The organism is Sulfurospirillum sp. SCADC, assembly GCF_000743525.1.
GTDB lineage: Bacteria > Campylobacterota > Campylobacteria > Campylobacterales > Sulfurospirillaceae > Sulfurospirillum.
Genome location: NZ_JQGK01000009.1, coordinates 1 through 22778 on the forward strand (window position 1 = coordinate 1; position 22778 = coordinate 22778).

The following is a 22778-nucleotide window of genomic DNA, read 5'->3' on the forward strand; positions in this document are numbered from 1 at the left end:
TGGGTTTTTCAGGGTCGACTATATAGTAAACCTCTTTGCGATGTGCAACACGAATGATTGTAATAACAAGCAACTCGCCCTCTTTAAGGTAAACAATGCGGTAATCACCTGCTCGTTTACGAAATTTACCTTTGTGTTTACCCTTGAGTGCTTTATCGCCTAAAAAATGACCTGCTTGGAGTTCTAAAATCTTTGCAGCAACAAACGCTTGGATGCTTTTTTGAAGCTTCAAAAACTCTTTTTGGGCATCTTGCTCAAAGGCAACTTTATACATCAATGCCCGCTTGCTTGAAAACCTCTTCCAAAGAAATCACAGTTGATTTACCACTTTTGAGATTGTCGATGCGTTTATCTGCTACCATCTCATCGAGCGTATCAAAGTAAAGCTCAATCGCCTTTTCGATCAAACTGGTGCGGCTTTTATCCAGTTCACCTGCATACTCATCCAATGTGTCAATCATCTTTTTTTCGAGACGTATATTAATAGCCTGTTTCATAAGTAGCACCTTCTGTTTTGTAGATACAATTGTAGTGCATATAACGCTACTTGTCAATAACTTTGCTATAATTTTCTACTCTTCATTTTACACACAAAGGAGTATTTATGAGCATCTATGACTTTGAAGTGAAAACAATTAGCGGTGAAATCATCTCAATGAGTAGCTTTAAACACAAGGTTCTCCTCATCGTGAATGTCGCGAGTAAATGCGCTTTCACCAGTCAATACGAAGGGCTTGAACGGTTGCATGAGAAGTACAAAGAGCAAGGGCTGGTTATCTTGGGCTTTCCGTGCAATCAATTTATGAACCAAGAGCCTTCAAGCGAAGAGGAGATCCAAAGCTTTTGCTCGCTCAATTATGGTGTGACCTTCCCAATGTTTGCTAAAATTGATGTCAATGGTGAAAATGCTCATCCACTCTACACGTACCTCAAAGAGGCGCAAAAGGGGCTTTTGGGAAGTGAAGCGATTAAATGGAACTTCACCAAATTTTTAGTCGATAAAAATGGAGTGGTGATCAACCGTTTTGCCCCTTCTACCAAGCCCGAATCTTTGGAAGTGGATATTCTTCTGTATTTATAGCATCAAAGAGCATTTAACGATAAAAAAGCCTCCCACTATGAGCCATACAAATAAAATACTTGCCAAATAAATAGGCTTCATGCCTACATTTTTAAATTTATCGATGCTCGTCTCCATCCCCAAAGCACTCATCGCCATTGTCAGTAAAAAAGTATCGACCGCGTTGATGTGAGCGACAAGATCAAGAGGAACCAAATCCAGAGAATTAAATCCTGCTATAACGATAAAAAAGACGGCAAACCAAGGAATCGTGATTTTCTTTTTCTGCTTTTGGCTCAGGGTATGAGATGTTTGAACCAGCCAAAATCCTAAAATTACCAAAAAGGGGGCAAGCATCATGACCCGTATCATTTTGACGATAACTGCCGTCTTAGAAGCTTCCACGCCAACAGCATTTCCTGCTGCGACAACGTGTGCGACTTCATGCAAAGTTCCTCCGATGTAAATGCCCATCTGCTCAGGGCTCAAAGGAATGATCCCGATTTTGTAGGCAAATGGGGAGAGAAACATCGCAAGGGTTCCAAAAACGACGACAGTTGAAACTGCGATGGCACTTTTATAAGGCTCTGCATTCAGTACAGGCTCGGTTGCAAGGACTGCGGCAGCACCACAGATAGAACTTCCAGCACTCGTTAAAATAGTCGTCTCTTTATCCAGTTTCAAAAACTTTGTTCCCACGAAATAACCGATGATAAACGTTGAGCTCACCACCAAGCCACTCGTGACAATGCCTGCAAGGCCTACGGCTTCGATGTTTTGAAACGTGATGCGAAAGCCGTATAACACAATGCCAGCTCGAAGAATGGTTTTAGTGGAAAATTGAATGCCTAGAACCCACTCTTTGGGCAGTTTGGTACGAAGCGTGTTGGCATAGATCATCCCAAGAACGATGCCGATAATCAAAGGGCTAATGCCAAAATGTTGAAAAAATGCAAAATCAGCCAAATAGGTCGCACTCATCGCAAAAAGCGCTACAAATAAAATGCCGCTGAGCGTATTGGTGCGATTCTCTTTTTGAAACATACTTATCCTTTAAATCTTTCATTGATTATAAAACGATTTTTTTCACAAGTAAAATAAATTATATTCGTTATAATCATAAATATTTTTAATTAAAGGTAAGGTATGACCTTTCAAGAGCTCCGACTTTTTTATTATCTCTGTGAAGATTCGCACATCTCAAACTTGGCACAAAAGCTTGGCATTACGCAATCTGCGATCTCGTTAGCGATCAAATCGCTTGAATCACACATCGGCGAGCCTCTTTTTGATCGTATTGGAAAAAAACTGGTGCTCAGCGAGACGGGGAAATTGTTTCGTGAGAAAACTCATGCCCATTTTTTAGCACTTAATGATGCAGAAGATTTTTTTAGAAACACGAAAGTATCGGGGATTTTAAACATCGCTTCGAGTAAAACGATTGGGGATTTTATTACCCCACAGATTGTGTTTGATTTTTTGGCACAGCATGAACATGTAAAAATTCAAAAAGATATTCAAAACTCGGCGCAGATCATTCAAATGGTCAAAAATGCCACCATCGACATCGGGTTTATCGAGTCTTCGTGTGATGAAGCAGATTTATGCAAAGAGGTCATAGGCGATGACCAACTGATCGTTGTAAGTAGCGATCCTTGTCTTGCAGAGGGGACATTTTTCATCGATGAGCTGTTTCATAAAAAGTGGATTTTACGGGAAAAAGGCTCAGGCACGCGGGAAGTTTTTTTAGAGGCTTTGGGTGAAATTGCCAAAGATTTAACGATTTTTATGGAATTTTCCGAGTTTGAAGAGGCAAAAACCATTTTGTTGAACAATCCTCAGACCATCACCTGTCTTTCCAAAGTGGCTGTTGCTAATGAGCTGAAGCGAGGCGAACTTTTTGAAGTGACGCTTGTCAATTTAAAAATGGATCGGTCGTTTTACCTGATTTATCACAAGAGCAAATACCAAAGCAGGCTCTTTAGTGAGTTTAAAAATTTTGTCCACACAAAGATGAATTCTCCGTCATAGATGAAGCCTATGACGGATCAACGTTTAGAGTGTATGCGCTTTACGATACGCGATAATTTCATCAATGCTCACGATGGGAAAACCATGTTGTTCTGCAAAACGATAGATGGTATCCCCCACTGCCATAGTACCATCAGGATTGGTCAGCTCACACAAAACGGCATAGGGTGAGAGATGAGAAAGACGCATCAGATCGATGGAAGCTTCGGTATGTCCATCACGCTCTAACACACCACCTTTCTTTGCACGCAATGGAAAAACATGCCCTGGAGAGACGATCTTCGTTTTGCCATCGGGATGAATGGCAGCATGAATGGTTGTGAGGCGATCTTTTGCACTCACACCTGTTGTAACGCCCTCTTTGGCTTCGATGGAGATGGTAAAACCGGTTTGGAATTTGGATTGATTATGCGTTACCATCATGGGAAGTTCAAGGGCATCGACCTTTTCAGGGGGTAAACACAAACAGACGATGCCACTGCATTCGCGAATCAGCAGTGCAGTTTGCTCTGTGGTAAGCGAGTCTGCGTGGAAGATGATGTCTGCCTCGTTTTCGCGGTTGAAATTGTCCATAACGATTACGCCGCTATGGTTTTGAAGCGAAGCGATGGCTTGCTTAACATGGTGGTGAAGGGAAGTTCCCTTACAGATTTGATTCATGGGTTACTCCTAAGAATGAGTAAACTTACCAGAATCAGGGCATCTTTAAATATAGACACACGATTTTGTCATCAACAATGGCAATAATGCACTACATTCTCTCTCATCCGGACTTTAACCGTTGGTTTTGGAATCGCACCAAATCTGCTTGACCTTTTAACATTAGACTTCTTACATAACCCTTGAAAAAAGAGTATCGTCCATAGCACATCACTTTTTAAAACTAAAAACATCGCCATAGCTTTAGCTATGACTCAATTTTGAGTTTTAAAAATTAACACACTCTGAACAAACTCTTCATCTTTTCAAGGGTTATGAAAGAAGTCTATTACATGTAAAAGCGCTCGCGGACTCTCTTTATTACAAGATTACCGCCAGTAGGGAGTTACACCCTGCCCTGAGAAATAAGTTTCGATCAAAGTATACTGCAATAGACTTAAAAAATAAAATTACTTTTTTGTAAGACTATTGGCAAGTCCCGATGCGACAATCAGTGCAAGCGCGATAAAATAGACCGGCAAAATGGGTTCATCAAAGACAAGGATTAGAAACGTTGCCGATAAAATTGGCGTGATAAAAATAAACGGTGCGACAAACGAAGCATCTGCATTTTGGAGGGCTTTAATCCAAAACAGATACGAAATGCCATTCAGAAACACGCCATTAATGAGAATGTACAACCACTCTTTCCCCTGAGGAACCACCCATGAGGAGAACGTTTGCATCGAGATAAACGCATAGATGATGGCAGTCAAAAAGTATATGGTTACAGCATTGGCAAGATTGATGCTCACTTTTTTACTCAAAACAGAAAAGAGTGCAAACGATGTTGCACCTAGCAAAACCATGCCAATCACATTTATATTGGACAGATCGATTGAGGCAAAATTTCCTTTGGTGATCACAACGACGACGCCTAAAAACCCCAAACACACAGAAATGGTTTTCGATAGAGTCAATTTTTCTTTGAGAATGACCAGAGAAAGGAGTACGATAAAAATGGGCCATGTATATTGCATGACCAGCACTTCAAGACCATTGGATTGTTGGTAACCAAAATACAAAAGAAGGTAGTAAAAAAAATCTAAGAAGCCAAGCAAGACTAAAAAAAGATACATTTTTCCAGAGTATTTGAGAAGCTCATGGGTTTTTTTCGTGTAAAAGGCTACGGTCAAAAGTGAAAGAAACGAGACAATGCTGGAGTAAAAAAGATACTGATGATGATCCAAAGTTGATTGCCCAAGTTTGGCAAAAACAGGGATCAACGACCATAAAAGAATGCACAGTGCTACGTAAATAATCCCTTGCATCGTTTGAGGAACCCGTTTCATATGTCTCCTTTTAAGAAGAGGATTATAGCCAATTTTAAATCTTTGCTATAATTTTGAAAAAAAGAGAACCCATGAAAGAGCTCATCGCCAAACTTCCCAAAGCCGAACTGCATCTGCACATTGAAGGAACATTGGAGCCAGAATTGATGTTTGCGCTTGCGCAAAAAAACAACATCAAACTCCCTTATCAAAACATTGAAGAGATCAAGCGTGCCTATAACTTTACCTCGTTACAATCGTTCTTGGACATCTACTACGCGGGGGCTAATGTACTGGTCAACGAGTCTGATTTTTTCGATCTAACGTGGGCGTACCTGCTTACATGTAAAGCGCAAAACGTTGTTCATGTAGAGATTTTTTTCGATCCTCAAACGCATACAGCAAGGGGTATTGCCTTTAAAACTGTGGTGGATGGCATCACGAAAGCACTGCTAAAAGGGGAAATTGAGCTCGGCATCAGCTCATTTCTTATCATGAGTTTTTTGCGCCATCTGAGCGAAGCAGAAGCGTTTGAAACCCTAGAACAATCCTTGCCGTTTAAAGATAAAATAATTGGTGTGGGGCTGGATTCGAGCGAAGTGGGACATCCGCCTTCCAAGTTTGAGCGCGTCTTTGCAGCGTGTGCAAACGTGGGCTATACAATCGTAGCTCATGCAGGCGAAGAGGGCGATAGTTCGTATATTTGGGAGGCGATCAACCTTTTACATGTAACGCGAATCGATCATGGAATTCGCTGTGATGAAGATGAAACACTGGTCGATTTTCTCATTGAAAAACAGATACCGCTCACCGTTTGCCCCCTCTCCAATGTCAAACTAAGAGCCGTTTCAAGCATGCGTGAACACAACATTATCACCCTGCTACGTCAAGGGGTTTTGGTCACCATTAATTCAGACGATCCCGCGTATTTTGGTGGGTATATCAACGAGAATTATGAAGCGGTTGCGACATCGTTACATGTAACCAAAGAAGAGCTCAAAACTTTGGCTCAAAACAGTTTCAAAGCCTCTTTTTTAAGTGAAGTGAAGAAGCGTGCTTTTAGTGAAATGATCGCGCTTCTTTAACGGCTAAGATCATAAAAACAGATCCGATCACGCCCTGCCTCTTTGGCATTGTACATCGCGGTATCGGCTCGTTTTAACAGATCGTCTTGGCTACCTTCTTCACTGTTAAAGACCAAGACACCAATGCTTGCGGTACAGTGATGCTCAACGCATTCATCTTTGCCTTCGTGCGGTATACACAGCAGATACGCTGCTGAAAGGCTGACGCGAATTTTCTCAGCAATGTTTCTGGCTTCTTGTGTCGAGATCTCTTTATCTGCATGCAGAGTATCTAAAACCACCACGAACTCATCTCCTCCAAAACGCGCTACCGTATCGACTTCACGAATGCAACGCTTAATCCTATCCGCGACTTGGCAGAGCAATATATCGCCAACACTGTGCCCTTGGGTATCGTTGAGCGATTTAAAATTATCCAGATCAATGAAAAAGAGTGCACTGAATTTTTTCGTGCGTTTCATGTTGTACATCACATGATTCAGACGCTCTTTGAGCAGTAGACGATTGGGCAATTGTGTCAGTGGATCGTAAAAGGCTAACTGTTGCACGCGATCTTGCATCGCTTTGCGCTCACTGATCTCTCTGGTAATACCATGATAGCCGATGATTTCACCCTTTTCATTGCGATCAGGTTTTGAGATAATTTCGCCCCAAATGAGTCTGCCATCTTTGCATTGATGTTGAATTTCATTCGTCACGAAATTGGTGCGAATGCCATTGTTTTCCGCTTCTGCTCTTCGTTTCATGTGTTCACGTAAAATTGCAACGCCCTCAGGCGTAAACATCTCAAACGCATGATGCCCGATCACTTCAGAGGCTTTATACCCTCTTAAGCGCTCATCTGAGGGGCTGATATACGTTATCATCAGATCACGATCTGTTTTCCAAATCACATCGCTTATCTCTTCCGTCAAATGCCGATAGAGCTCTTCGCTCTTTTTGAGTTTTGTGGTCACCATACTTTTTTCAATCGCAATACTGGCAAGATTGGCGGATTGTTCTATCAGTACATTATCGGCTAAGCTTGGTATTTGAGGAGTGGTATGGTAGATTGCAAACGTACCTAAAACCGTCCCATCCGATGCAAAAATCGGCTCCGACCAACATGCCTGCAGACCGGCACGAAGCGCTATCTCTTTGTACGCTTTCCAATAAGGATGGGTGGCAATATTTTCCACAATCACACGCTCTTTACGATACGCTGAAGTGCCACATGAACCCACACCCTCTCCTATCAAAACGCCTTTGATCGCTTCATTATAGAAATCAGGTAGTGTGGGGGCAATACTATCGTAAAAGTATTGTTTCGTTTCATCCAAGAGCAAAATACTGCAGATCATGTGGGGATTTTGAGCTTCCACCTCTTTGACGATGGATTCAAGAATGATCGGCAAAGGAAGCATTTTTGCGATCATCTCTAAAACACTTTTCCTGCGACGTTCACGCAGCTCAACCGCTTTGCAGTACTTGATTTCGCGATGCAGTCGATAATACCAATAGCCAAACAGCAGGAACAAACAGCCTACCCCTAAACTGTATTTTAGAATAGTCTCTTTGCGAATACCTTGCTCAATGCGCATCCCCAGCCAACGGTTAAAAATAGCGTCGGACTCCTCTTTGGAAACAGACGCCATAGCTTTTGCCATGATAGCAGTAAATTCGGTGTGCTTTTTAGGAAAAGCAAAGCGATGCTGACTGGAGAATTCCGTTTGACCTGAGAAGCGAAGTGTTTCAAGACCATTATTTTTAATCGCATAATTAATGGCGCTCAAATCACCCACATACGCATCGGCTCTCCCGTCCATAACACATATCAATGCTTCTAAAATATTATTGGCTAATACCAGTTGGATATTAGGATATTTTTTTGTAAGGACTTCTTGTGTGTAGTACCCTTTCTCAACGGCAACACGTTTATGATTGAGATACTCTGAACTCCCGATGAACGTCCCTTTACCATTGTCGACAATCATCGTCTGCGTCTCTCTGTAAGGAGGAGAAAAATTAAAGTATTTTAACCGCTCTGGTGTTTGAACAATGCTGGTAATCATGTCAATTTCACCTTTTTTGCCCATCTCAATGATTTGGCTCCACGATTTTCCTTTGACAATTTCAAAGTGAACACCCAATTTTTTCTCCAAAAGATGCAGGTAATCCACCGCCATTCCCACGTACGTTCCGTTTTGGTTCATCCACTCGTACGGCGCGTACGCAGAATCCATACCTACCTTGATGGTGGGGTGTTTAAGAAGCCATGCTTTTTCTGTTTCACTCAAGTCTAAATTCAAGGGTATAGCATTTGCAAAAAGCGAAAGAGGGAGCAGTAGACTAAAGAGGTGAAAAAGAAAAAATTTCATTTTTGCTCCTTTTTAGAGGTTCGTTTCTTAGCATAAATCGCTTTACTTAAAAAGGTTCTTAACTGCATTCTATTTTGAGAGAGGTTGAACCATCGCGTAACATTTAAGATCAATGGTAGGCTTTTTTAACTCTGGCTAAAGATGCTGACACAATTTTTGCCTAACATTTTAGCGTGGTACATCGCCTTATCGCAACGGTTCACCAACGCATCCAAACTCATCCCTTTTTCGTACGCACACATCCCAAAACTGCACGTAAGGGTGCCGACACTTTCAAACACACTTTGAGTGATTAACAGACGGATTTTTTCACATGCTTTTTGGGTCTCTTCGATACGCATATGGGGCAAGATCAGTAAGAATTCTTCGCCACCCCAACGCCCAAAGGTATCATTCACCCGTATAGAGTTTTTCACAAGCTTTGCAAGGCGTTTGAGCACCGCATCCCCTGCATTATGCCCATACGTATCATTGATACTTTTAAAATTATCCACATCAAACAAGACAACGCATAAGGGCGTGTGATGACGCTCTGTCCTCTCAATCTCCACTTGTAAGATTTCACGTAATTTATGACGGTTATACGTCTGGGTCAGCTCATCCTCTTCGGCTAGTTTCTGAAGCTTCGTGTAGGAACGGTACAGAGCTAGTTCCATCACATAGACCACAAAGGTGAGTAAAACCATTGAAAAAACATAGCGAAAAAAAGCAACCTTATCCCAAAGTCCATTTTGCCATACACCAATGCCCTCATGTGCCATCAAAAAGATATAGCCATAAAGGACAAAGGTGTAAAAAAGTCCTTTTTTATGCCCATTGAGGTTGATAGCAATCATACAAAAAAAGATATTCCAAATGAGCCCAAAGCTCTCATTTTTATTAATGTAGGTAAACGCAACAAAGAAAATAAAAAAATAGGCGGTTACAAAAACCCTTCCGAGCTCAATGTTGTGTGTTTTCTTTAAAAAAAGTATGGCACCAACCGACGTTGCAAAACAGATCGTATCGATCAAAGCGATGGTGTAATAGTGCAAAACCATGAGATTGTAAAAAAAGAAAAATCCAAATGTGACTGCACCCAATGAGGCAAATATCATCACCAATGAATATTGCCTGCTCGCATACGAACTCAGTGGCATACGGTTAGAGATAAAAAAACGGTAAAAAAAGTTTAACATTACACCTACTCCCAATAATCCTCATAATAAAAGCACCAGCCACTATATCGGTCAAAGGTTATAAAACTATCACATTGTATGCAAAAAAATTTAAAAATATTTTCTTATGCGGAATACTCCTTGCAAATGAAACAGCAATGTCACATAAGGAGTGCCCCGATGGATGAAAAAGAGCTCAAAAAAGAGTTAGCAAGACTCAAACGTTTAGCCGTTGAGATCGCAGGCGAAATTCACGATATTGTCGAAGATACCTTGTGGGTTAAATACAACGAACTGCCCATACTCTCCGCCAAAATCGTTGAAGCGATCCACGAGGCAGAGGCGTTTAAAGCGCAACACAATCTCTAAAGCGCTTTTTTCTCTAATGCTTTCGCTTTTAAAATGGTATGCGGTGTTTGAAGCTCGAAAAGTTCACCCTCTTCTATCTTTTCAAGGGCAATTTTTTTACCCCCTTTAACAATTCGAGCATAACACTCTTTTTGTTCACGTGTCGGCTCTTTAGAGTGAAGTGCTATCGTGTAAGAGGAGAGCAGTTGCTCTTTTGTAGCAATATTTTGTCTGGTTTGAAAGCTAATTTGCTCTTGGAGTAGCGTGACGTGGCGTGATTTTTCACGGTAGAGCAGTGCTATTTTATCGTTGTATTGACTCTGTAAAATACCAATTTCATTTTTCCATAACGAGAGTTTCTCATCGATGGAGCGTTTGGCAAAAAGGCGTGAAAGATGTGTTAAACTCTCTTCTTTAGAGCGTAAGATTCGTCCGAAGACAAGCGTGTAGTGCTCCATCAAACCATCGATGCGTTGCAACATTTCAACGCTATCTGGTAGTATCATCTCTATCGCAGCCGAGGGCGTTGGCGCTCTCAAATCGGCGACAAAATCGCTGATGACATAGTCTATCTCATGCCCTACGGCGGAGACAATTGGTGTTTTACATGTAAAGATCGCGTCTGCGACAATCTCTTCATTAAACGCCCACAAATCTTCCACACTTCCGCCACCGCGCCCAACGATAATGACATCAGCCCCAAGAGCGTCGGCACGTGCAACGTTCGCCGCGATGGAGAACTTTGCACCTTCACCTTGAACCAATGTATCGAGCAGTGTAATTTTGACCAGTGGCCAGCGTTTGGTTGCCACACGAAGCATATCTTGCAGTGCGGCACCTGTACCTGAAGTGACGAGCGCAATGTGATTGATAAAACGAGGTAAGGGCTTTTTGCGCTCCGCTTCAAAGTAACCTTTGGCTCCGAGTTTCACTTTGAGCTGTTCATACGCTTTTGCCAAAGCGCCGCTACCGGAAGGTTCCATCATCGTACAGTTGATCTGATAGGTTCCACGCGGTGAGAAAACGGAAATGGAGCCATAAACGACTACCGCCATGCCCTCTTCGACTTGAAATTTTAAGGCTTTGGTATTGCCTTTAAACATCACGCACGAGATGGAAGAGTCAGCATCTTTGAGGGTAAAGTAGAGATGCCCAGAGCTGTGGTATGTGGGTCTTGAGACCTCACCTTCCACACTTACATGTAAAAAGGTGGTCTCAAGCAGAGACTTGATTTGGTTGTTTAAACTTGAGACACTAAGGGTTTGGCTCATTAGCGTTTTTTAGCAATGACCAAAGTCGAGATGTCCATCGAAAAGCTTTTGACATATTCGGTTTCAAAGCCAGCAGTATCCAACTCTTTTTGAAGCATCGAAGGGGTTAAAAACCCTTCAATGGAGTTTGGCAGATACTCATACGCCGCTCTATTTTTAGAGATAAGCCCACCCAAAATTGGAAGCACTTTGTTGAGATAAAAATCTTTAATCACGAAGAAAAAGCCCTTTTTCTCATCTTTGGTAAACTCTAAAATAACGACATAACCGCCTTGTTTCACAACACGTGCAAACTCGCTAAAGGCTTCTTGTCGACGTACGACATTGCGAATACCATAGCTAATACTTAAAATGTCGGCACTCTCATTCGGAAGTGGAATTTCAGTAGCTTCGGAGATGACAAATTCAAACTCAGGGAATTTTTGCTTACCCACGTCGGTCATGCCAACGGAAGGATCAACCCCTAAAATCTTGCCAATTTCACGTTCAGCTTTTTTCGCTTGCTTTGCCCAGTAACCCATCATATCGCCTGTGCCACATGCGACATCGACAATGAGATCGATCGGTTTGGTGTAGCGTGCAAACGTCTCATCGCAGGCAGTTTTGCGCCATTGAATGTCGATTCCCATACTTAAAACACGGTTAGCCGTATCGTATGTCCCTGCGATCTCATCGAACATCTGAACAATTTTTTGTTGCTTGTTGTCGTTATTCTCCAAAACAATTCCTACATGTAAAATTAAAAGCGTGTCAAAGTATTTCTGCCTCGCAAGAGGCAAGCTTCAGTGCGAAGTCGCAACGTAGCCCCAAGAGCTTTGCTTTTGGGGCGTGTCAAGGTTAAAACAGCCCTGCAATCTGTTGTGCGATTTTATCTTCTAAAATCGGCGTTGCTTCGGACAGTGTTAGATCCATTTTTGTCGCTTCGGCAAACATCATCGTACGGTGTTCAATGTAGTCACTCTCATACGATTGTGAAGCAGAGGAGTAGGTGTTGCTGTACATTTTTCCACTCGCATCTGCATCGCGAATCGATCCACCAAAGCTGTTCATCGTACCCGATTTTTGACCATCTCTAATGCCCGCTTGTCCGCCCACATTGCCTGTATTTGCCATCACTTTGCCTTTGGCTTTTTCACGAATCACGATGTCCACTTGCATTTGGAAGATGGTATCTTCGGTCGCTTTTCCTATGAGTCCACCCACAAGTGCACCACCCAATCCCGCAGCTGCTATGCCTCTGTTACTTGATCCTGAATTTGCAATCGCTCCTGCGGCACCACCCATGAGCGCACCACCTACGACATTGTTTTCACTTTTTTTGTTACAAAATAAAATATTGGTCATGAGCACATACGTTGCCATTTCAGGATCATCTACGATGGTGTAGCCTTTCGCATACAGCGTCTGAATAATGCGATTTTCAAGATTAATCGGGGCGCCACTCGTATTTTTTGTCGAAACAAAAACGGTTCGTTTATCTTTTGCCACAGGATTAATAAAAACGCTCTGTGTCATCCGTGCACTGGTTTGAAGCTCACTCGTGGCACACCCACTCATCAAAACAAGCGCAGCACTCAGTGCTAAGCTTACATGTAATGTTTTTTTCATTGTTTATCCTTCTTAAAAATGGGTGTGATATTGTATCGAAATATCACACATTATTGCTAAAAGCATACTCCAAAAATCAAAATAAAATGTTAATAAAGCGCCTTTTTAAGCCTTTTGGCGATGCGAAACTCCTCTTTTTTAAGATACTTTTTCACAAAAAAAAGTAGGGGCATTTCACTCTTTTTTAAAAGGTAAAAACCACTCTGTTCACGCAGGAAAAAACGCATATCCAACAGCATGGTTGCATACGCCCTACTTTGCACAAAAGAGAGCAGGCGGACTCTGTCTTGGCTTAACAAGGGAGCCAATATTTTGAGCATTTTTTCTCTCATCACCTCATCAAAAATGACCGTTGAGATCTTCAACAGATAGCCAATATTTTCAGCTCGCTTAGCGATATTTTTGGGTGCTTTAGCATGATCTTCCAAAAGAAGAGCCACGTCGTATTCTAAAAATTGCATCTCACGGTAGAGAAGTACTTTGAGCACTTTGTGCGTGCTCATTCCTGAAGCAAAGGCAAATTCGAAAGGTTTAATGCCGATTTTGTCGCATTTTTTATACACGTCATAGAGTGAAAAATCATACGTCTGCGGCAGGCCAAACAAAGAGAGATAACGGCTTTTGTAGCGTTTATCGCCACTCACGTCCGCGCATAAAAACGATTTTAAATCCTCTTCAAAATCTTCCATTTCGCCTAATGAATGAAACCGTGTTCCAAGCACTGCTAACCGCTCAGACGCATCGGGATGGTTTTCGATGAAGAGTTGTTGAAGGTTTTTCTTGTAAAAGGGGAACGTGGTGAGAATACGTTTCACCACTTCCTTAGGATTTTGAATCAGATAACGTCGTTTCAGCGTAAACTTTTTCACACAGAAGCTTTTAGAACTGCTTTTCCATGACAGGAATCACCTGTTTTTTACGGCTCAATACGCCATCAACCCACATTTCATGATTGATAAGCTTCGCGTTAAATGCGTTTTCAATTTTGCTTTCATCATCACTGACAACCAAAAACTGCGAGCCTTCGATCATAATGTCGGTTAACAAAAGCATGATGGTATGGCGTCCGCCCTCTTCTTTGTAGGCTTTCATATCGGCAAAAAGTGCCTCTTTCATGCCATCAAAGACTTTGAGATCAACCACTTCAAGTTGACCAATACCAATTTTATTGCCACCCATTTCAAAATCTTTGTAATCACGAAGCAACAGTGTACGTGGACTTGCTCCAATCACGGCTGATTTTACTAAGAACATCTCCATACCAAGGGCTTTAAAATCTTCTACCTCTGCTATTTTCGTTAGTTCTTTAACCGCTTTTGTATCTGCTTTTGTACACGTTGGTGATTTAAATAACACCGTATCACTTAAAATTGCAAGCATCATTGCACCCGCAATATTTTTAGGGATTTCAATTTTATAGTGATCAAACATCTCTTTGACAATCGTATTGGTACACCCAACAGGGCGAATCCAACACTCAAGTGGCGTCGTTGTGGTAATGTCACCTAGTTTATGGTGATCGACAATGCCTAAGATGTTCGTCTCTTTAAGATGGTGTGGTGCTTGAGCAAGGTCGGAATAGTCGGTAATGTAAAGATTTTCGCCTGAAAAATCATTTTTCAAAAGTGGCTTTTCGAGATTAAATGTTTTTAAAATAAACTCCGTCTCAGGGCTAAGTTCGCCTTGACGAGCGGGAATACACGTCTCACCCAGTTGGGTTTTAAGATACGAGAGAGAAATGGCAGAGACGACAGAATCAGAATCGGGATTAATATGTCCACATGCGTAGGTTTTCATGGGAAATTCCTTTAGTTTTTCTGTAATTATAGCCGATTTAGCTCAAATTTTAGCCACGCTTCTCTTAAGGAGTAAAAGCCTTGTGGATTCATTGTGAAAAACATTTCCCCTTATTTTCTCCTTTTTTACATGTACTATTCCTTTTTTATTTCTTAATGTTTTAATTTACATAACCTTTTGTTTACATAAAAATTACGTTCATAGGTTTATAATACCTCTGAACATTTGTTATGGACATTTTATATCATTCTGAATGTCACAAAGAACCACTATAATGTACTTTAATGTGGCACGAAACGTTACTAAGGATTTAAGATGCAAAGCCGACAATCAAAGATTATTACGAATGCGACCAGCTATTTTATGAGCCAATACACCAAGCACTATTTACATGTTGAGAAACCCTCTTTGGGATTGCCACCTCCTCCTGAAAACAAAAAATACCTTCTGTACATTCATATACCGTTTTGTACGATGTTTTGCCCATACTGCTCTTTTAACAAATTTACTTACACCAAAGAAGCTGCGACGCATTACTACACGCATTTACGTGAAGAGATTTTACATGTAAAAGAACTCGGCTATGATTTTAACTATTTGGTGATTGGTGGCGGTACCCCATTGATCGATGAAGAGGAGCTTTTAAAAACCATTGAGTTGGTTCGAAAGCTCTTCTCCATTGAACACGTTTCGTGCGAGAGCGATCCTAACCATATCAGACCCAAGACCATACTCCAATTGGATGGCTTGGTGGATCGTCTCTCCATCGGTGTTCAAACCTTTGATGATGTTCTGTTGAAAAAACTAGGACGTTATGAAAAGTTTGGTTCAGGCGAAGAGGTGTACGCGAAGATTGCATCCATGTTGGGGATCTTGCCCATCACCAGTGTGGATCTCATTTTTAATTTTCCAACCCAAACAGAAGAAGGACTTATCAACGATCTTGAGACCCTTAAAAAACTCCGCCCCGAGCAGACGAGTGTCTATCCACTGATGACCTCTTCCTTAGTGAAAAATAGCGTGAAAAAAACATTGGGTGAGTTCAGCCTTGAAAATGAATTTACTTTTTTTGGTGTGATCAAAGAGTCTTTAAAAGAGAACTATCCTTCTCGCCATGGGTGGTCGTTTTCCAAAGAGAGTGAGCTGATTATTGATGAGTATATCATCGACAATGAAGAGTATGTGGGCGTAGGTTCAGGCTCATTTAGTTTCCTTCAAGACACGCTCTATCTCAATGAATTTGCACTGGATAAATACGCCACATTCATTGAAGAAAAACACTCAGCCGTGACCAAAGAGCGCACCTTTCCTGCCAATTCTCAGATGTATTATCGCTTGATGGTCGATCTTTTCAATGGTAAACTCTCCAAGAAAAAATTTGCTGCCATGTTCGGTGAAAACATCAATGACGTATTGGGCAAAGAGCTAATGCTGCTTAAATTTGCCAAAGCGATCAAAGAAAATCACGAGAGTGTCACCACCACAGAGTTTGGCGACTACCTCTTTTTAGTCATGATGAAAGAGTTTTACATGGGCATGGATCGCATCCGTAACGATGCGCGCAAAGGGCTTATCCTTTAAAGGAGGCGAGGGAGAGACTCTCACTCCACGTCAGCACAAAAAAGCCAATTTGCTCCCCATTGATGTCCACAATAGGAGAATACAACACGTAATAATCGCCGCGTTTAAAATACCCCGTACCTTGAAAATTGATCTCTTTAATAAAATTGAGACTATTGACCTCTTGATTCACAATGGTATAGTTATCGAGCATTAGTTTTTGATCGTAACTGGCTGCATTGGCGATAGGAAGGTATTCATTTTTCATCAGCACGCACAGTTCAATCCCATCTTTTTTAAAATACGCATTCAAGTCTTTAAAATCTACTACGGTTTCAATCGTTCCAATATAATCACTTTTTGCAAAAACCGGTGCAATCGCACGCATAAACATACCATGTCTTCCAATCTCAATGCCCTGAATCGGCTGTTTACTCTGTTTGATTTTCTCTAACGCATGGCGAAAGGTGCTAAGATCATCATTGGTCTGATTGCTGTAATCCCATAAGCGCATAAAGCTTTTAAACTCTTTGGTATGCAGATGCAGTCGTGCGTTTTCAAAGATGTTGGCTTGCGCCATACTGTTCCTGATTTCAAGCAGGTATTGCAAGCAGCGCTCCCTTTTTTGCTGGTTCAAACACGCAACCACATGCGGGCTTTTCGCCAAAATAACCGAACTTGCCAAAGAGACTTTGGTTGTCTCTTCAATCTTATTGTGCAAGGTTAACAGCAGCGCATCCATCTGTTTTTTAAGCGTTGCTTCCTCTTCATACGCAATGGATTTGTCGTACAAAAACAACATGACAAGCCCAAAAAAAAGCATCAGTGCCGCACTGAGAAAAAACCGTTTTTCTTTCATTTTTCACCCTTTATCGTCTCATCATCCACGCTGTCTAAAAGCTTCTTTTTATCCAACCTAAAAATATAGGTAAAACACGATCCCTTGTTTTCATACGATTCGATACTGATGTCAATGTCATTTTTATTGCAGATATTCTGCACAATATTAAGCCCCAAACCAAATCCTCCTTGTACCGAATCTTCCCGTTCAAAACGCTGAAACACTTTGTAGAGATCTTTGATACCCTGACCATAATCGTGAAAACTGAGCACACAATGCTCTTCATCTTTTGGCAAAAGCTTTATCTCCACCTTGCCTTGAAAAAAGGAGTATTTGATGGCATTGGAGAGGGTATTGTCGATGATGCGCTGCAGCTCGACTTTACTCATATAGATCATTATATCAGGCGCTACACTGTACTCCAAATCAATGGACTTTGAAACAGCAATATCTTCAAAAAAAGCAATGCGTTGGTTCAAATACTCCGAGAGATTCATCCGCTCTTTGTTGTAGGTCACTTTTTTATGTTTGATGTAATATTCCACGTCTTCATAGGTCATCTGCATCTGTTTTGTGGCCGCTTTTATGCGTTGGAGATGCTTGGTAGAATTCACATAGCTTGAAAGCAACTCCACGTTAATGTTGATCACGCCCAGAGGTGTTTTAAGCTCGTGCATCGAGTCATTAAAAAAGTCATTCATATAGCGCTGCATCTTTTTGTAGGGATAAATACTGGAGTGAATAAACACATTGCTCATCAAATAGATCAAAAAGAGCACGATAAAAAAGAGCATCGTGGTAATGAAAATAATCCTAGCATAGTTGAGTTGCAACTCCACCACAAGGTAGAGAAGTTTATTGGTGTGTTGAATTTTTTTTTGAAAATACAAAAAGGGGTATATCACACGTACTTTAAAATCAAGATCCATCAAAGATTCGTGAATTCCCTTATACAACAGTTGGTGGGTATCATCGTAGATGTTGATATGAAAGCGCACGCTTCGTGGAATGTCAAAGTGCTCTTTTTCAAAGATACTTTTTTCATGGGCATCCACCCACTCTAAAATTTCTTGAGTTGCTTTGTATTTCTCTTCCATGATCGTGCTTTGAATCGCAAAGTAACTGGGTACGCAAAAGAGCGCCATCACGATGAGGGTGTAGACTAAGACCGAGCGAAAAGGGTTAAGCGATAACATCGATGCGGTATCCTAAACCACGTGAAGATTTGATAAACGCTTCATCCACTTTAAGCCTGATCTTTCTGATGTACATGCGAATGTCCGCATAACTGATCTCTTTACCTTCCCAGACATTTTCACGAATCAACTCAATGTCGCAAAAGGTGTTTTTACGACGAATCAAAAAGCGCACCAAATCCAACTCTTTGGAGGTGAGTGAAACCGTTTTTCCTTCGTTTTTAAGCTCTCCTGTTTCAAAGTTAAAGACAAAACCGCAACTGAGGTGAAACGCACCATCACTGCTCGTTTGGTAATGTTTTTTAATGAGCTCACGTACTCGAAGTTCCAACTCTTTGAGCTCAAAAGGTTTTTTGAGGTAATCATTACACCCAAGCTCATACCCAATTTCAATGTTGTCAATATCGACCAAGGAGGTCATGATGATAATCGGTGTCGTGATATTCGCCTCTTTGATGTATTTGATCAGCTCATGCCCACTCAGCTTGGGCACTTTCACATCGAGTAAAAAGAGATAATAGCACTTCTGCATAATCGCATCCAGCGCACTCTCTCCATCAAAAAAGGCATCGACTTCGTACCCCAAAAGCTCTAAGTACTCCTTAATGCTCTCATTGTAATTGTAGTCATCTTCTAAGAGTAAAATCTTCATGCCTTCTCCTTAACCAAGATAAATTTGCCCTGCGTAAATGATGTAGTAACGCAGCATCAAGACGCCTAAAATGACCACCATTGAGTTAATCACAACATATCCCACGCGGTATACATGACTGCGCAAAGCGATGATGACCGTTATAAGAGGAAGCCCTAGTCCCACACCAATGACCCCAAACCAAAAGATGCCTGCCCAAAAACCCTCCGTCAATGCCATCTTAGCCGCATGGGAAACATCGCCTCCTGCGTAAAACAGACCGATAAAAAAGAGCCCTAACAGAGGCAGTTCAGTTAAGATCACTCTGGTATCCAGCACCAAAAGGTACTTAATACTCTCTGGATTAATGGTGCTTTTAAAAAAAAGAAGTCCGATGAGAATGTTCACCGCAACACCTGAGGAGAGGCTTGAAGTTAAAAACAGAATCGGCAAAAGTGGGCTGTTCCACAATGGAATCGCATACAAAGCTGAGAGTAAAAACCCCGTGTAGGAGCCGACACAAAGAGCTGCGCCAAAGAGAAAATACTCAATAATTTTCGCATACGAATGAAAGCTTTTGACCACATTGATCAGACTCTCCAGTGGGGCAAAAAACGGGTATTTGATAACCGTGCGTTCAAATACAAGTAGCATAAACACCATGACGATGGGCGTGTAAATGAGCAAAAAAAGCACCCCCAAACTCATGACCGAAGTAATATTGTAGCGAATCAGCAACCAGTAAAAGGACAAAGGACGTCCTAAATCGATGACCAAAATAAGCAGTCCTAAAAAAATTGCCACAGGCGCTACAACGGAGCCCGCTTTGATCATCGCATCCCAAATAGAGGAGTTACTGCGTTCATGGCGGTTCCATTTGACGAGCAACGCCACAATGATGGAACCAGAACTAAGACCTGCTAAAAACAGATAGATTGCAATCGCCCACGACCAATGAATCGCACTGTACTGCTCCACGCTTCCCCACATAGGACTCATGATTTCATTCCTTTGCGGTTGGGGATAAACGCCACTTTGGGCTTTGTTCCAAGATGCGCTTTGGGAAACACCAAAACCTCTTTGTGCGATTTTTGATGCACGAGAGAGTGTTTGTGCCGCATATCGCCAAAACTCAGCGCATCGGTCGGACAGATACTGACACAAGCAGGTAACAGCTCCTTAGAAACCCGTGTTTCATAGCAAAAATTACACTTCTCCACCACGTTTTTCAGAGGGTTGATAAAGCGTGCATGGTAAGGACAAGCGAGGATGCAGTATTTACATGCAATGCACGCTCTCTCATCAATATGCACCAAACCATCTTTGCTCTGAAACGAAGCATTCGTCGGACACACACTCACACAGGGAGGATTTTCGCACATGACACAGGAGAGTCGCTCGAAGTTCATCCCCAGATTGGGAAATTCACCTTTGGTGTGAAGATGCACTTGAAGTCTATAAACCTCATCAGGCACGCTATTTTCCACGCGACACGCCACACTGCAAGCTTGACACCCGATACAGAGGTTTTCATCGTAAATCAGTCGGTACTGTTTTCCCATCGTTTGACCCTACGCCTTGATGATATTCACACCAACATTGGTGATCATAGCACCACAAATGGGTGCGGATGCCAAGGAGAGAAACTTTGAAACATTGGTTCCTTTCCCGTGTGTTCGCGCAAGTGAAGGCGCATCACGACCAAAGCCCATGTAAGCAAACAGCGTATCGGGACGAATGCCCTCCGTGATAAAAACAGTCGCCTTCTCCTTAGCAATGGCGTTTTGAAGGTAAAAGGTATCGCCCATTTTGAGTCCATGCGCCTTTGCAGTTGAGGGGTGCATCCATATGGGATTGGAGGAGAGAAGCCTAGAAAGGTAAGGCACATTTTGCGTATGCCCATTGGTGTGCACGGCACTTTTGCCACTGGTAAGCACATAAGGCAATCCTTGGCTCACGTCCATATCGACACTGCGTGGTACTCCATACCCTTTAAAGATTTTTTCAACCGCATCACAATAGATCTCAATTTTTCCTGATGGTGTTTTAAGATGCGTTAAAAGATGCCCAAAACAACCCTGTGCATCTACCCAAGCACGGCTTTTGGGATAGCGTTCACAAAAGCGTTCCACCAAAGAAGATTCTCGTGCACAAAAAAATGGCACATCAAACGATGCGACACCTCGTAAGAGCAAGGTTTGCAAAAGCTCCGCGTTGCCTTTGGCTTGAAACGCCCGAAGTTCACTGCTGTTTTTCCACGCGTAATGGCTTCCATATCCCATGCGCTCTGCCAACGCTCTTATGATTTCAATCGCACTTTTGTTCTCATGCAAAGGAGCGACGATTTTATTGCGCATCGCATACGTGGGAACTTTACATGTAAGCGTGCTAATGCCCTCATCACGCTCCAAATAGGTACATTCTGGCAAGATGACATCTGCCATCATGGCGGTATCACTGAGGTAAATGTCATTGACCACGATAAATTCGAGCTGTTCCATCGCCTCTTTCATCTTTTGCGGATCGGCTACGGTAATGAGCGGATTGTGACGGGTTAAAAACCATCCCTTAATTTCATACGGTTTTTGAGAGAGTATGGCTTCGGGAATTGCGGTTAAAACGCCGTGTTGTTTTGAGACAAAACAGTATGCTCCCTCTTCTCCTGCCCCATCGATGCGTGGTTCATTAATTTGTAGGCGTGGAAAGGGGTCATTTAATTCAGGCACAATGGACTCTTTTGCCAGTGCATTCACACGCTTTGCACTCTTTGTCAAATAGATTCCGCCCTCTTTTTCCACATTCCCCATCAAAATATTGGCGATCAAAATAGCCCGTGACCTTTGAAACTCCGCCTGCGTCGTAGTCGCTTTGTGCCCCCAGTCAATAATACACCGAGGAGTTGCTGCGTACAGTTCTGCTGCAATGCGCTCCACCACACTAGCATCAATGCCTGTGCGTGTTTGTTGCCATTGAGGCGTTGTCTCTTTGACGGCATCCACCAAGGCATCAAACCCAATGGTGTACTGTTCGACAAAGGTGTGATCGAATTTGCCATCTCTGATCCATACATGTAAAAGCGCCAGTACAAAAGCAAGATCACTGCCTGGCTTGATGGAATGCCACTCATCGGCTTTGGCGGCAATGATGGAAAAACGAGGATCGAGTACCACCAATTTTTTAGAAGGATTGGCGCAAAAGTGTGCCATCGCTTTGGTGAGAGAAATGTCTAAGCCCTCAAAAAGGTTGTGCCCAAAGTTGAGAATGTACGTCGCATTTTCAAAATCACGGTGAAGTTTTTCGCCAAAGGTGTGATGAAATGCACTCTCAATGGCGATAGGACAGGAGCTCCAATGGGAGAAGACATTGGGTGAGCCAAAGGCAGAGGCGAAGGAGCGCAAAAGGTCATAATGCTCGCCTGTTTTAGACGAAAAGATAACACTGCGCGCCCCATACCGCTCTTTCAGCGCGGAGAGTTTGGTGGAGACAAGGTTTAATGCCTCTTCAAAGCTCGCTTCCCTCCACCTGTTTTCACCACGCTTTCCCACGCGGATCAAGGGACTTACAAGCCGTTGGGAATCGTACAGTTGCGAAGAACCCGCAACGCCTTTAGCACATAACGAGGTTCCCATCTCTTTGGCAAAAGCGTTGCCTTGAAGCAAGACGGTTTTGCCATTGATCACGCGTGCTTCCATGGGGCAACGACTGCTGCACATCTCACATATAGAGCGAACAAATTTATCTTCGCCCCGAAGTGCGACTTCGCCTAAAGCGCCCAAGCTTCCAGGTATCAATACCGTCGCGGTTGCACTTTTTGTTGCAAGCTTTAAGAAGTCTCTTCGCGCTTGAAAATATGCCATACTTTACCT

At 42.3% G+C, this 22778-nt stretch carries 23 protein-coding genes and 1 riboswitch; of the genes, 5 read left to right on the forward strand and 18 right to left on the reverse strand.

Translation table 11 applies throughout. From position 1 onward, the window contains the following. Together JU57_RS06915 and JU57_RS06920 are read right to left on the reverse strand one after the other, a co-directional pair. Positions 1–274, reverse strand: a 274-nt coding sequence (locus JU57_RS06915; RefSeq protein ID WP_294876445.1) for a type II toxin-antitoxin system RelE/ParE family toxin, incomplete at its 3' end; no start/stop codon positions are given. Next, positions 267–497 (reverse strand): ribbon-helix-helix protein, CopG family, encoded by a 231-nt coding sequence (locus JU57_RS06920; RefSeq protein ID WP_037958805.1) that lies wholly within the window; start codon positions 495–497, stop codon positions 267–269. The genes JU57_RS06920 and JU57_RS06915, both read right to left, overlap by 8 nt. 107 nt (positions 498–604) lie before the next feature. On the opposite strand from JU57_RS06920, the gene JU57_RS06925 reads away from it, so the two are divergent. Next, complete coding sequence (locus JU57_RS06925; RefSeq protein WP_037958808.1) at positions 605–1081, forward strand: glutathione peroxidase; 477 nt, start codon at positions 605–607, stop codon at positions 1079–1081. Here JU57_RS06925 and JU57_RS06930 read toward each other — a convergent pair. Beyond that, a complete protein-coding gene (locus tag JU57_RS06930; RefSeq protein ID WP_037958810.1) occupies positions 1076–2104 on the reverse strand; it encodes a YeiH family protein in 1029 nt (342 codons plus the stop codon). The two genes, JU57_RS06925 and JU57_RS06930, sit on opposite strands and share 6 nt — an antisense overlap. Positions 2105–2206: 102 nt before the next feature. Here JU57_RS06930 and JU57_RS06935 point away from each other — a divergent pair, with 102 nt between their 5' ends. Then, positions 2207–3091, forward strand: a complete 885-nt coding sequence (locus tag JU57_RS06935) for a LysR family transcriptional regulator (protein WP_037958812.1) — start codon at positions 2207–2209, stop codon at positions 3089–3091. A 24-nt stretch (positions 3092–3115) separates the two neighbouring features. On the opposite strand, the gene ribB is transcribed toward JU57_RS06935, so the two are convergent. Together ribB and JU57_RS06945 are read right to left on the reverse strand one after the other, a co-directional pair. Further along, entirely contained in the window at positions 3116–3751 is a 636-nt protein-coding gene (ribB, locus tag JU57_RS06940; protein WP_051906692.1) for a 3,4-dihydroxy-2-butanone-4-phosphate synthase, read from the reverse strand. 91 nt (positions 3752–3842) lie between these two features. Continuing rightward, positions 3843–4160: riboswitch (FMN riboswitch) on the reverse strand. A 40-nt stretch (positions 4161–4200) separates the two neighbouring features. After that, the gene (locus JU57_RS06945) at positions 4201–5082 is read right to left on the reverse strand and encodes a DMT family transporter (RefSeq protein ID WP_037958814.1); all 882 of its coding nucleotides are present in this window, start codon (positions 5080–5082) and stop codon (positions 4201–4203) included. A gap of 71 nt (positions 5083–5153) precedes the next feature. Between JU57_RS06945 and JU57_RS06950 the strand changes: the two genes are divergently transcribed. Beyond that, positions 5154–6146, forward strand: coding sequence for an adenosine deaminase (locus JU57_RS06950; RefSeq protein WP_037958816.1), 993 nt, complete (start codon positions 5154–5156; stop codon positions 6144–6146). Here the strand turns inward: JU57_RS06950 and JU57_RS13725 are convergent. Continuing rightward, positions 6143–8503 carry a transporter substrate-binding domain-containing protein gene (locus JU57_RS13725; RefSeq protein ID WP_051906694.1) on the reverse strand — a complete coding sequence of 787 codons (2361 nt, stop codon included), beginning with the start codon at positions 8501–8503 and terminating at the stop codon, positions 6143–6145. The two genes, JU57_RS06950 and JU57_RS13725, sit on opposite strands and share 4 nt — an antisense overlap. A gap of 125 nt (positions 8504–8628) precedes the next feature. Beyond that, positions 8629–9681: a GGDEF domain-containing protein gene (locus JU57_RS13730; protein WP_051906696.1), complete on the reverse strand. Its 1053-nt coding sequence runs from the start codon at positions 9679–9681 to the stop codon at positions 8629–8631. 159 nt (positions 9682–9840) lie between these two features. On the opposite strand from JU57_RS13730, the gene JU57_RS06970 reads away from it, so the two are divergent. Then, positions 9841–10029, forward strand: coding sequence for a CCE_0567 family metalloprotein (locus tag JU57_RS06970; RefSeq protein ID WP_037958818.1), 189 nt, complete (start codon positions 9841–9843; stop codon positions 10027–10029). Here JU57_RS06970 and xseA read toward each other — a convergent pair. The 5 genes from xseA to JU57_RS06995 all read right to left on the reverse strand — a co-directional run bounded on the left by xseA (position 10026) and on the right by JU57_RS06995 (position 14684). Continuing rightward, positions 10026–11279 (reverse strand): exodeoxyribonuclease VII large subunit, encoded by a 1254-nt coding sequence (gene xseA, locus JU57_RS06975; RefSeq protein WP_037958820.1) that lies wholly within the window; start codon positions 11277–11279, stop codon positions 10026–10028. The genes JU57_RS06970 and xseA overlap by 4 nt on opposite strands. Next, entirely contained in the window at positions 11279–11998 is a 720-nt protein-coding gene (ubiE, locus tag JU57_RS06980; RefSeq protein ID WP_294876459.1) for a bifunctional demethylmenaquinone methyltransferase/2-methoxy-6-polyprenyl-1,4-benzoquinol methylase UbiE, read from the reverse strand. The genes xseA and ubiE overlap by 1 nt, the downstream gene beginning before the upstream one ends. 118 nt (positions 11999–12116) lie before the next feature. Then, complete coding sequence (locus JU57_RS06985) at positions 12117–12887, reverse strand: complement resistance protein TraT (RefSeq protein ID WP_037958822.1); 771 nt, start codon at positions 12885–12887, stop codon at positions 12117–12119. An 89-nt stretch (positions 12888–12976) separates the two neighbouring features. Beyond that, on the reverse strand, positions 12977–13756 hold the full coding sequence (locus JU57_RS06990; RefSeq protein ID WP_037958823.1) for a hypothetical protein: 780 nt from the start codon (positions 13754–13756) through the stop codon (positions 12977–12979). A gap of 10 nt (positions 13757–13766) precedes the next feature. After that, positions 13767–14684 carry a manganese-dependent inorganic pyrophosphatase gene (locus tag JU57_RS06995; protein WP_037958825.1) on the reverse strand — a complete coding sequence of 306 codons (918 nt, stop codon included), beginning with the start codon at positions 14682–14684 and terminating at the stop codon, positions 13767–13769. Between the two features lie 315 nt (positions 14685–14999). On the opposite strand from JU57_RS06995, the gene JU57_RS07000 reads away from it, so the two are divergent. Further along, positions 15000–16265, forward strand: coding sequence for a coproporphyrinogen III oxidase family protein (locus JU57_RS07000; protein WP_037958827.1), 1266 nt, complete (start codon positions 15000–15002; stop codon positions 16263–16265). Here JU57_RS07000 and JU57_RS07005 read toward each other — a convergent pair. Genes JU57_RS07005 through phsA form a run of 6 tightly spaced genes read right to left on the reverse strand, consistent with a single transcriptional unit; the run spans position 16255 to position 22769 of the window. Continuing rightward, complete coding sequence (locus JU57_RS07005) at positions 16255–17103, reverse strand: cache domain-containing protein (protein ID WP_037958829.1); 849 nt, start codon at positions 17101–17103, stop codon at positions 16255–16257. The two genes, JU57_RS07000 and JU57_RS07005, sit on opposite strands and share 11 nt — an antisense overlap. After that, entirely contained in the window at positions 17100–18281 is a 1182-nt protein-coding gene (locus tag JU57_RS07010; protein ID WP_037958831.1) for a HAMP domain-containing sensor histidine kinase, read from the reverse strand. The genes JU57_RS07005 and JU57_RS07010 overlap by 4 nt, the downstream gene beginning before the upstream one ends. Beyond that, positions 18268–18933, reverse strand: a complete 666-nt coding sequence (locus tag JU57_RS07015) for a response regulator transcription factor (protein WP_037958832.1) — start codon at positions 18931–18933, stop codon at positions 18268–18270. Before JU57_RS07015 ends, JU57_RS07010 begins: the two co-directional genes overlap by 14 nt. 9 nt (positions 18934–18942) lie before the next feature. Continuing rightward, a complete protein-coding gene (gene nrfD / locus JU57_RS07020; protein WP_037958834.1) occupies positions 18943–19911 on the reverse strand; it encodes an NrfD/PsrC family molybdoenzyme membrane anchor subunit in 969 nt (322 codons plus the stop codon). Further along, positions 19908–20474: a 4Fe-4S dicluster domain-containing protein gene (locus JU57_RS07025; protein ID WP_037958835.1), complete on the reverse strand. Its 567-nt coding sequence runs from the start codon at positions 20472–20474 to the stop codon at positions 19908–19910. Before JU57_RS07025 ends, nrfD begins: the two co-directional genes overlap by 4 nt. A 9-nt stretch (positions 20475–20483) precedes the next feature. Further along, positions 20484–22769 (reverse strand): thiosulfate reductase PhsA, encoded by a 2286-nt coding sequence (gene phsA / locus JU57_RS07030; RefSeq protein WP_037958837.1) that lies wholly within the window; start codon positions 22767–22769, stop codon positions 20484–20486. Positions 22770–22778 lie beyond the last annotated feature (9 nt).

What these genes read in the sequence shown, in the direction of transcription:
- JU57_RS06920 (WP_037958805.1), bottom strand. Translation starts at nt 497, where the DNA reads ATGAAACAGGCTATTAATATACGTCTCGAAAAAAAGATGATTGACACA.
- JU57_RS06925 (WP_037958808.1), top strand. Translation starts at nt 605, where the DNA reads ATGAGCATCTATGACTTTGAAGTGAAAACAATTAGCGGTGAAATCATC.
- JU57_RS06930 (WP_037958810.1), bottom strand. Translation starts at nt 2,104, where the DNA reads ATGTTTCAAAAAGAGAATCGCACCAATACGCTCAGCGGCATTTTATTT.
- JU57_RS06935 (WP_037958812.1), top strand. Translation starts at nt 2,207, where the DNA reads ATGACCTTTCAAGAGCTCCGACTTTTTTATTATCTCTGTGAAGATTCG.
- ribB (WP_051906692.1), bottom strand. Translation starts at nt 3,751, where the DNA reads ATGAATCAAATCTGTAAGGGAACTTCCCTTCACCACCATGTTAAGCAA.
- JU57_RS06945 (WP_037958814.1), bottom strand. Translation starts at nt 5,082, where the DNA reads ATGAAACGGGTTCCTCAAACGATGCAAGGGATTATTTACGTAGCACTG.
- JU57_RS06950 (WP_037958816.1), top strand. Translation starts at nt 5,154, where the DNA reads ATGAAAGAGCTCATCGCCAAACTTCCCAAAGCCGAACTGCATCTGCAC.
- JU57_RS13725 (WP_051906694.1), bottom strand. Translation starts at nt 8,503, where the DNA reads ATGAAATTTTTTCTTTTTCACCTCTTTAGTCTACTGCTCCCTCTTTCG.
- JU57_RS13730 (WP_051906696.1), bottom strand. Translation starts at nt 9,681, where the DNA reads ATGTTAAACTTTTTTTACCGTTTTTTTATCTCTAACCGTATGCCACTG.
- JU57_RS06970 (WP_037958818.1), top strand. Translation starts at nt 9,841, where the DNA reads ATGGATGAAAAAGAGCTCAAAAAAGAGTTAGCAAGACTCAAACGTTTA.
- xseA (WP_037958820.1), bottom strand. Translation starts at nt 11,279, where the DNA reads ATGAGCCAAACCCTTAGTGTCTCAAGTTTAAACAACCAAATCAAGTCT.
- JU57_RS06985 (WP_037958822.1), bottom strand. Translation starts at nt 12,887, where the DNA reads ATGAAAAAAACATTACATGTAAGCTTAGCACTGAGTGCTGCGCTTGTT.
- JU57_RS06995 (WP_037958825.1), bottom strand. Translation starts at nt 14,684, where the DNA reads ATGAAAACCTACGCATGTGGACATATTAATCCCGATTCTGATTCTGTC.
- JU57_RS07000 (WP_037958827.1), top strand. Translation starts at nt 15,000, where the DNA reads ATGCAAAGCCGACAATCAAAGATTATTACGAATGCGACCAGCTATTTT.
- JU57_RS07005 (WP_037958829.1), bottom strand. Translation starts at nt 17,103, where the DNA reads ATGAAAGAAAAACGGTTTTTTCTCAGTGCGGCACTGATGCTTTTTTTT.
- JU57_RS07010 (WP_037958831.1), bottom strand. Translation starts at nt 18,281, where the DNA reads ATGTTATCGCTTAACCCTTTTCGCTCGGTCTTAGTCTACACCCTCATC.
- JU57_RS07015 (WP_037958832.1), bottom strand. Translation starts at nt 18,933, where the DNA reads ATGAAGATTTTACTCTTAGAAGATGACTACAATTACAATGAGAGCATT.
- nrfD (WP_037958834.1), bottom strand. Translation starts at nt 19,911, where the DNA reads ATGAGTCCTATGTGGGGAAGCGTGGAGCAGTACAGTGCGATTCATTGG.
- JU57_RS07025 (WP_037958835.1), bottom strand. Translation starts at nt 20,474, where the DNA reads ATGGGAAAACAGTACCGACTGATTTACGATGAAAACCTCTGTATCGGG.
- phsA (WP_037958837.1), bottom strand. Translation starts at nt 22,769, where the DNA reads ATGGCATATTTTCAAGCGCGAAGAGACTTCTTAAAGCTTGCAACAAAA.